At 68.0% G+C, this 9,047-nt stretch carries 6 protein-coding genes and 1 pseudogene; all 7 read right to left on the reverse strand.

What is annotated here, in order from left to right:
• Nucleotides 1-223: 223 nt before the first annotated feature.
• Nucleotides 224-1,870 carry an ATP-binding protein gene (locus tag TSH64_RS34675; RefSeq protein ID WP_158285451.1) on the reverse strand — a complete coding sequence of 549 codons (1,647 nt, stop codon included), beginning with the start codon at nucleotides 1,868-1,870 and terminating at the stop codon, nucleotides 224-226.
• 437 nt (nucleotides 1,871-2,307) lie between these two features.
• Nucleotides 2,308-4,791, reverse strand: a complete 2,484-nt coding sequence (locus TSH64_RS36705; RefSeq protein ID WP_109452065.1) for a methyl-accepting chemotaxis protein — start codon at nucleotides 4,789-4,791, stop codon at nucleotides 2,308-2,310.
• A 488-nt stretch (nucleotides 4,792-5,279) separates the two neighbouring features.
• Nucleotides 5,280-6,620: an acetyl-CoA carboxylase biotin carboxylase subunit gene (gene accC / locus TSH64_RS34685; RefSeq protein WP_109452067.1), complete on the reverse strand. Its 1,341-nt coding sequence runs from the start codon at nucleotides 6,618-6,620 to the stop codon at nucleotides 5,280-5,282.
• A gap of 19 nt (nucleotides 6,621-6,639) precedes the next feature.
• The gene (accB, locus tag TSH64_RS34690) at nucleotides 6,640-7,089 is read right to left on the reverse strand and encodes an acetyl-CoA carboxylase biotin carboxyl carrier protein (RefSeq protein ID WP_098740163.1); all 450 of its coding nucleotides are present in this window, start codon (nucleotides 7,087-7,089) and stop codon (nucleotides 6,640-6,642) included.
• A gap of 22 nt (nucleotides 7,090-7,111) precedes the next feature.
• On the reverse strand, nucleotides 7,112-7,561 hold the full coding sequence (gene aroQ, locus TSH64_RS34695) for a type II 3-dehydroquinate dehydratase (RefSeq protein WP_098740164.1): 450 nt from the start codon (nucleotides 7,559-7,561) through the stop codon (nucleotides 7,112-7,114).
• Between the two features lie 166 nt (nucleotides 7,562-7,727).
• A complete protein-coding gene (locus TSH64_RS34700) occupies nucleotides 7,728-8,561 on the reverse strand; it encodes a transporter substrate-binding domain-containing protein (protein ID WP_247873337.1) in 834 nt (277 codons plus the stop codon).
• A gap of 162 nt (nucleotides 8,562-8,723) precedes the next feature.
• A pseudogene (locus tag TSH64_RS34705) lies at nucleotides 8,724-9,047 on the reverse strand (hypothetical protein); the annotation flags it as partial.

A 9,047-nucleotide genomic window follows, 5' to 3' on the forward strand; every position in this document is an offset into this window, starting at 1 on the left:
TAAGTTCTTCTGCCATTTTCCCTCGAACGAACCGCCAGCCGGCGATGGATGTGGAAACGGAGGCCGCGGCGACGGCAGGACCGGGATGGCCGTCGCCGATCACCACCCGGTTGCGGCCCGCCGCCTTCGCCTCATACAGCGCGCGGTCGGCGCGGCCAAGCATCCTCGTCCTTGTCCTCGTCCTCTGCCGACAGGATCTCGAAGGGGGCCGTCGGATCCTGCATCAGGGGAATCCTCGGAAGGAGGGAGGCGGCAGATGGATGGAGAAGGTGCTGCCGATGCCGGGGCTGGACAGGACGGTGAGACGGCCACCCAGCCGGTCCGCCATCTTGCGGGCGATGGCGAGCCCCATGCCGGTGCCGGGATGCTCGTCGCGCGGATGCAGGCGCCGGAACACCTCGAAAATCTGGTCGCGGTGGCGCGGTTCGATGCCGATGCCGTTGTCGCGCACGTCGATCACGTCATAGCCGTCGACCCGCCGGTGGGAAATCCGCACCTCCGCCGCCCGGTAGGGATGGCGGTAGTCGATGGCGTTGGCAATCAGCACGATGAAGATCTCGCGCAGCCGGCGCTCGTCGGCCTGCACCGCCGGCAGGTCCGCCACGGTCACGACAGCGCCGGCATCGGCGATGCGCCGCTCCAGCGCCGCCAGCGCCGCCTTCAGCGGATCGCCGGCCGGAATGACGCCGCAGCCGAGCGGCACCCGGTCCTCCGCCAGAAAAAGCTGCACGTCGCGCAGCAACATCTTCAGCCGCCCGGCGCCGTCGACGATCTCGCGGATGAATCCCTCGCTCTCCTCGTCCAGCCGGCCCTTCTGCTGGTGCTCCAGCAGCTGGGCGTAGCTGGCGATGGCGCGCAGCGGCTCCTGCAGATCGTGGGCGGTGGCATAGGCGAACTGCTCCAGCTCGTTCTTGGCGCGGCCAAGCTCGGCGGTGCGCAGGTCGACCCGACGCTCCAGCGTGTGGCGGCGACCAATCGCCATGACGGTCACCATTTCGATCAGCAGCGACAGCAGGAGGAAGGCCAGCTGGAAGCCGTGGAAGGTCGGGTCGCCATGGGCCAGCCCCTCCCAGCTGGTGCGCGGGGCCAGCGCGAGGTGCCAGTAACCGTCGGGCAGGTTGATCCGCTCGACCAGCGGGTCGCCCTTCAACGCCAGGGCGTCGCCGGCCACCTGCTGGCCGCCGTCGGTCACCACGGCGAATCCCAGATGCGCCGGAACCCGGTCGAACCGCACCTCGTTCAGGATGGCACCGACGTCGAACACCATCCCGACGGCTCCCCAGGGCTTGCCCGGTGCATGGACGATCTGGCGGGCGATCAGCCCCTGCCCGCCCTGCAACAGGTTGACCGGACCATGGACGGTCACGTCGCGGCTGACGATGGCGCGCTGCACCGTATCGGCGAAGCCCGGCCGCGCGTCCCGCAGCAGGTCGTTGCCCAGCAGCTTCCCGTTGCCCTCCATCGGATAGACGATGCGGACGACGAAGTCGGGCGCGGCGGAGATGGTGCGCACCCCCACCACCGACCGCCGCAGCCCCTCCGCATAGCGCGGGAACTGGTCGGCAAGGCTGCCGGTGCCGGACGCGACCTCGACGAAGGCGGTCAGGCCGCGGACCAGGGCGATGCGCTCGTTCAGCGTGCTCGACAGGGTGCCGGCGAGCGACGAGGCGGTCAGCGCCGCGGTGGCGCGATGTTCGGCCGTCAGGACGCGGACATAGACGTCGGCCATCCAGACATAGCCGACCAGCAGCACCAGCGTCACCACCGCCTGGACGGCGGCGGGCTTCCAGATGCGCAGTCCGCCGGCCAGCAGGCGGCGCAGGATGGCCGGGACCGGATGGCGCGGCGCGGTCAATGGCTGCGCCGTCATGATCGGATCCGGGCGTCCCAAGGGTGGGCAAATCCGGCCTGCCCTGTCCTGACCTGCCCTGCCCCGGCCCGCCCCGGCCCGCCATCCGGGGCCGGCAGGACCAGATGGCACAGGCCGCCCCAGGGACGCGATTGGAAACATCCCGGCCAGCGGGACGACCGCCAGGACGACGAGCAAGACAAGGGTGTGGTGTCGGCCATCACTGCGTCCCGGCCTCTTTTCCGTCGAAGGGTTCCGTACAGGGGACGGGATGCTTCAAGCCGCATGCGCCGCCGATGGGGAACGCAATCATATCCGTTCACCCAGCAAGGATTCCCCTGTGAAAGTGTCACAGGGGATAAGTCCTCAATCTGGAGGATGAAGAAGATGCGTAACGTTCGGCGCGGCGGATCGATGACGGGCGGCAGCTTTATCCGCAGGGCTTATCCGGTATACGGTCAGGCCGCCACGTCGACCGGCGGACGGTCCTTGGTGGCGATTTCCACGGCCCGCGCGAAATCGCCCGCCATCTTCTCCGCGTCGAAGGCCAGATGGATGCGGCTGTGCTCCACAGCCTTCACCGCCACCGCCACCTCCGCTGCGTAGCGGTCGAGCCGCAGATGACCGATTGCCCCTGCCAGCGAGCGGCCGTCGGTCGCCGTCACCGGATCGATCATGGCCCCGCCGATGGACAGGTTGCGCACGGTCACCGCCAGCCGGTCGCCGCCGATCAGCAGGGTTCCCGTCTCGTCCACCTGGAAACGCGGCTTGCGCCGGCGGTCGGCATCGCCGGTGGAGGTGCGGACGATGCGGACCAGAACCTGCCGCAGGCTCTCGATGGACCGGGCGACATCGCCGGACCCGTTCTTGACATGGGTGGCCTGTTCGCCGGTGCGGTCGGCCTCCTCCGACACCGCGGCGATGCGGTGCGACACCTCCTGCGCCGCCGTGGAGGTCTCCACCACGTTGCGGCTGATCTCCTGGGTGGCGGCCGCCTGCTGCTCCATCGCCGCAGCGATGGACCCGGCGATGTGGTCGATCTCGGCGATGGTCCGGCCGATTTCCTCCACCGCCTGCACCGCCTCGTCGGTCACCGCCTGGATCGCGGTGATCTGGCGGGTGATCTCCTCGGTCGAGGACGCGGTCTGGTTGGCGAGGTTCTTCACTTCCTGCGCCACCACGGCGAAGCCCTTGCCGGCCTCTCCCGCCCGCGCCGCCTCGATGGTCGCGTTCAGCGCCAGCAGATTGGTCTGGCCGGCGATGGACTGGATCAGGTTGACCACCTCGCCCACCTTCGCCACCGTTTCCGACAGCGAGCGGATGGTGGCCTGGGTGTGGTGGCCGCTCTCCACCGCGCGGCGGGTCACCGCGCTGGAATGGGCGACCTGCGAGGAAATCTCGCGGATCGAGGCGGCCAGCTCCTCGCTGGCGGCGGCGACGGTCTGGGCGTTCGCCAGCGCCTGCCCGGCGGCGGACGCTACGGTCTGGGCGTTGATGCTGACCCGCTCGGCCGAGCCGGACATGCCCTCGGCATCGTCGGCCATGGCGCCGGTGCGCTGGGCGACCTCCTCCACCGCGCGGCCGGCCTCCCGCTCCACCGTCGAGGCCATGTTTTCCAGGGCCCGGCGCCGTTCCTCGTCGGCATGGCGTGCCCGCTCGACACGCTCCTGCACGGCATAGCACAGGCGCGCTTTCAAGCCGCGCAGCTGGCCGGCGATAAGATGGAATTCAGCCGCGGCCGGCAGGTCGATGATGTGGGTCTGGTCGTTGCGGGCGATGGCGTCGAAATCGACCGAAAAGGCGGCCAGCGGGCGGCGGACGGTGCGCAGCAGCAGGAGCCCGCAGAACACCGCCCCCAGCAGAACGGCCAGCCCGGCGGCCACGGCGAACACCAGATGCCAGCGGAAATCCTCCAGCGCCCCCTCATACTCGCCCTTGGCGACCGTCAGCTGCAATTGCAGCAGGTCCTTGTTGGTCTGGAACGCCGCCTGGAACAGCGGGTCGATGCGGTCGCGGACCAGCACCTCCAGCCGCAGCGAATCGCCCTGGCGCGCCAGCTCCACCGCCGGCTTCAGCCCCTCGTTCAGGAAGGCGGCGCGCTGCCTGGCGAAGCGGTCCGCCAGCGTGGTCTCCTCCGGCGTCATGAAGGTGGTGAGATAGTCCGCCCACAGCCGGTCGATGGTGGCGGCGTTCCTGGCGATGCGGTCCTCGCGCTGCGCCATCGCCTTGGGATCGGTGCCGTCGCGGGTGTCGATGATCAGGCGCTGCAAGGTCTGCACATTGTCGCGCATGTGGTCCAGAATCTCGCCGATCTGGACCGCCGGCACCGTGCGGTGCTCGTACACCATCTTCAGCGACGCGTTGCTGTCGGACATGCCGCGCAGCGTGACGCCGCCGACCGCCAGCATCGACAGGATCATGAAGGCGAAGATCAGGGTCAGCCGCCCGGTCACCGTCGCCATCCAGCGGCGGAACCCCGCCCCGGCGCCGCGCCCGACCGCCTGCCCGTCGCGCACCGTCAGATGGCGAGCCCTGCCCTCACGGATATCGGCGTAAAGCCGTTCCGCCGCCGCCACCTGATCGCGCGACGGCTTGGTGCGGATCGAGATGAAGCCGGTCACCGTCCCGTCCTCGATCACCGGCGTGACATTGGCGCGGACCCAATAGAAGTCGCCGTCCCTGGTCCGGTTCTTCACCAGCCCTTCCCACGGCCGCCCGTCCTTGATGGTCGCCCACAGGTCGGCGAAGGCCTCCTTCGGCATGTGGGGATGCCGGATCAGATTGTGCGGAGCCCCGATCAGTTCGGATTCGGCATAGCCGCTGATGTCGACGAATGCCTTGTTGACGAAGGTGATGCGCCCGCCCGTGTCGGTACGCGACACCAGCAGGACACCGTCTTCCATCACGATTTCACGGTCGGTGATCGGTTCGTTGAGACGCATGGGACGGGGCCTCGTCAGACAAAGGGCAGGTTCGGGCAGGCAGGCCGGCACGACGGGTCGTGACCGGTGGACAGACAGAGGCCAGCGCACCGCCTGGAAAAAGCGATGGTTCGGCACAGCTAACGGAATGGCGTTTCATCTACTCTGGGTAGCCCATGTCCGCACTGACACAGATCAAGTCAGCAAGGGGCGTGCCATGCACACTGAATTCTTCGCAAACCGCCGTTCCGGTAAAACCCTGATGACCGGGCAGGCGCTTCCACCGGGATTCGTCACGTCCGGAGTCGCAATTTGCGAATGAAAACGCGAGTCATCCGAGAAATTATCAAATTGCGAAAGAACAGAGTCCCCACGGGAAGCGTCAATCACAACATCAGAAAACATTAATAAAGAAAAAGCCCCTCTCTCGACTTGGAGAGAGGGGCTTCACGACTGCGACATTCCGCCGCAGCATTTCCGTGCATGTGAAAATGCCGCGAACGGTCAGGTCAGGACTTCGCCATCAGCTGTTCGAGCCAATGGATGTCGTAATTGCCGTCGATGAAGGCCTGCTGCGCGATGATGCGGTCATGCAGCGGCAGCGTGGTCTGGATGCCGCCGATCACATACTCCTCGATGGAGCGGCGCAGGCGCATCAGGCACTCGTTCCGGGTGGTGCCGTGGACGACCAGCTTGGCGATCAGGCTGTCGTAATGCGACGGCACGCGGTAGCCGTCATACAGCGCGGAATCGACGCGAACGCCCAGCCCGCCCGGCGCGTGATAGCCGTCGATCTTGCCCGGCGACGGGATGAAGGTCTCCGGGTTCTCGGCGTTCACGCGGCATTCGATGGCATGGCCTTCGAAGCGGATGTCCGACTGGCCATAGCCCAGCGGCGCACCGGCGGCGACGCGGATCTGCTCGCGGACCAGATCGATGCCGGTGATCATCTCGGTGATGGTGTGCTCGACCTGAAGGCGGGTGTTCATTTCGATGAAATAGAACTGCCCGTCCTCGTAGAGGAACTCCATCGTGCCGACGCCGCGGTAGCCGATGGCCGCCGCCGTCCTGGCCGCCAGATCGCCGATGAAGGCGCGCTGCTCGGCGTTCAGCGCCGGGCTCGGCGCCTCCTCGATGACCTTCTGGTGCCGGCGCTGGACCGAGCAGTCGCGCTCGCCGAAATGCACGCAGGTGCCGTGGGTGTCGCCCAGGAGCTGGATCTCGATGTGCCGCGGATGGCCGAGATACTTCTCCAGATAGACCTCGTCGTTGCCGAAGGCGGCGCGCGCCTCGCCACGGGCCAGCTGATAGGCTTCCTTCAGCTGGTCGGGGTTGCGGGCGACCTTCATGCCCTTGCCGCCGCCGCCCGCCGCCGCCTTGATCAGCACCGGGTAGCCGGTCTCGTGGGCGACCTTCTCGGCCTCTTCCAGCGACGTCACCGGACCGTCGGAGCCGGGCACCACCGGCAGACCCTGCTCCATCACCGTCTTCTTGGCGGTGACCTTGTCGCCCATGATCCGGATATGCTCCGGCGTCGGGCCGATGAAGGTGAAGCCGTGCTCCTCCACCATCTCGGCGAACTGGGCGTTCTCCGACAGGAAGCCGATGCCGGGATGGATGGCGTCGACATTGGTGATCGACGCCGCCGACAGGATGGCCGGAATGTTGAGGTAGCTGTCGCGCGCGGACGCCGGACCGATGCACACGCTTTCGTCGGCGAGGCGGACGTGCATGGCGTCGGCGTCGGCGGTGGAATGCACCGCCACGGTCTGGATCCCCATCTCGCGGCAGGCGCGGTGGATGCGGAGCGCAATCTCACCACGGTTCGCGATCAGGACCTTTTCGAACATCGCCAAGGGAATGCCCCGCTTACTCGATGATGAGGAGAACTTCGCCGAATTCGACCGGCTGGGCGTCGGACACCAGCACCTCGGCGACGGTGCCGCCGCGCGGAGCCTTGATCGGGTTCATGACCTTCATCGCCTCGATGATCATGATGGTCTGGCCGGCCTTGACCACGTCGCCCGGACGGACGAAGGGGGTGCCGCCCGGCTCGGCCGCCAGATAGGCGGTGCCGACCATCGGCGAGGTCACCGCACCCGGATGGCTGGCCGGCTTTGCGGCGGCCGGCGCCGCCACGGCGACCGGAGCGGCCGCCAGGACCGGGGCTGCCTGGACGGCGACCGTCTGGGCGGCGGTCGGGCGGGTGACGCGGATACGCTTTTCGCCCTCGGCGAACTCGATCTCGCTCAAGCCCGTCTCACGCAGGAGGTCCGCCAGCTTGCGGACCAGATCGCCGTCGATGTCGAAGCTCGCCATGATGTCAGTCGTTCCCGTTTCCTTAATCGCGGTCGATGATGTTCGCGATGGCGTCCAGCGCCAGAAGATACCCGTGCGGCCCGAACCCGCAGATCATCCCCCTCGCCACCGGCGAGATGTAGGAGTGATGGCGGACCGGCTCGCGCTTGAAGATGTTCGACAGATGGACCTCGATCACCGGCAGATCCGACAGAATCAGGCTGTCCATGATCGCGACCGAGGTGTGGGTGTAGGCGCCGGCGTTGATGACGATGCCGTCATTCTCCGTGCGGGCCTGCTGAATCCACGAAACCAGTTCGCCTTCGTGATTCGACTGCCGGAAATCCACGGTCAGACCCAGCGTGTCGGCACGCTCGTGGCAGGCGGCCTCCAGCTCGTCCAGGGTCATCGACCCGTAGATTTGCGGCTCCCGCACACCCAGCATGTTGAGGTTCGGCCCGTTGAGGACCAGAATCGACGCGTCGATGGCCACAGCCCGCGCCCCTTTTCCATGATCGAAACCGCGCGTTTATATCACGAAGCACCGTCCTGTCCATGGCGACGGGGGCCTTCCGCGCGGAAAAGCGCGCCGGAATCCGGAATATCGCCGCGGCTGGGCCGGAAGACCGCGCGGACCCCCGGGGAAAACCCCAGCAATATCAGGGAGCAGGCTGAAGCGTGTGACTGACGAGAAGCTGGTCGTAGACGCCCTGCCGCTTCAGGGCGTTCAGCCCGTCGTTGAAGACCGCGACCGCCGTCTCCGCCCCCGGCGTGCCGCGCCCGACCACCAGATGCAGCGTGACCACGGCGAAGGGCCGGTCCGCCACCCGGATGTCGTCGGCCAGACCGGAGCGCTGAATTGCCGCGGCGCCGCTGAACTCGTCGATCACCAGGACGTCGGCCCGCCCGGTCGCCACCATCCGCACGCAGGCAGCCAAGTCCGACGGGGTCTGCCGTGTCAGTCGGCCCTGGCCGACCACCGCCTCCAGCCCGGCCGGCAGGGCATAGCCCACCGGCTGGCAGATCGTCCGTCCCTGGAAATCCTCCAGGCCGCCGGAGTCGCCGCCGCCGGTCCGGCCGTTGAACTCCATCCCGGACCGGTTCGAGAGATAGACGAATTGCCGCACCTCCATCACCGGGTCGGAGAACAGCACCTCCCGCTCGCGCTCCGGCGTGCGGATATAGGGAAAGGTGGCAAGGAAACGGCCGGCCACCACGCCGTCGTAGCCCCGCTTCCACGGCATGAAGCGTACATCGTAGCGGCGCCCGCCGACCGCGAAGGCGCGGCGGACCAGATCGGTCACCAGCCCGCCCCCCGGCAGGTCGTCGCCGGTGTAGGGGGCATAGTCGCCGCCGGTCACCAGATCCAGGCCGGTATAGGGAGCCGGAGCGGGAGCCGTGCCGCCGGCCTCCGCGCCGGGCACCTGCGCCTGGGCCGGGGCGACGCACAGCAGCAGCCCGGCCAGGGCGGCGCCCGCGGCCGAGGATCTCACCGTACCGATCGCTCCGTTTGCCGAATCCCGCAAGTCCGTTGGCCATCCGCTGGTGGGTCCGGCGCCGTGGTCGCTCGGCGCCGGCCAAGATCTAACCGCTGAGATCTAACGGCCTGGACGCCGCACTGTAAAGAGCCGCCGACGCTCGACGCCGGCTTGCGGTCACTCGGCCGCGGCAGCCGGGCCGGCGGCGGCGTCCCGCGCACGGCGGCCGGCGGGATCGGTGTAGAGGTCGTTGATGCGCTGGACATGCACCGCCGTCGCCTCGCGGATGGCGAAGATCGCCTTGCCCGCCCGCCCGCCCCAGCCGGCCGGCTGCGTGGCGAAGATCGAGCGGAAGAAGCGGGTGTTCCGCAGGAAGGCCTGCCGCAGGTTCAGGTCGACGTCGCCGAAACGGTCGCTCAAGGTGGCGGCGATGCGGCGGGCGAAGAACTGGCGCAGCTTGAAATGCCCGGCCAGGAACAGCCCGCCCAGCAGCAGGGCGGT

Origin of the sequence: Azospirillum sp. TSH64 (assembly GCF_003116035.1) — a bacterium.
Taxonomy (GTDB): Bacteria; Pseudomonadota; Alphaproteobacteria; order Azospirillales; family Azospirillaceae; genus Azospirillum.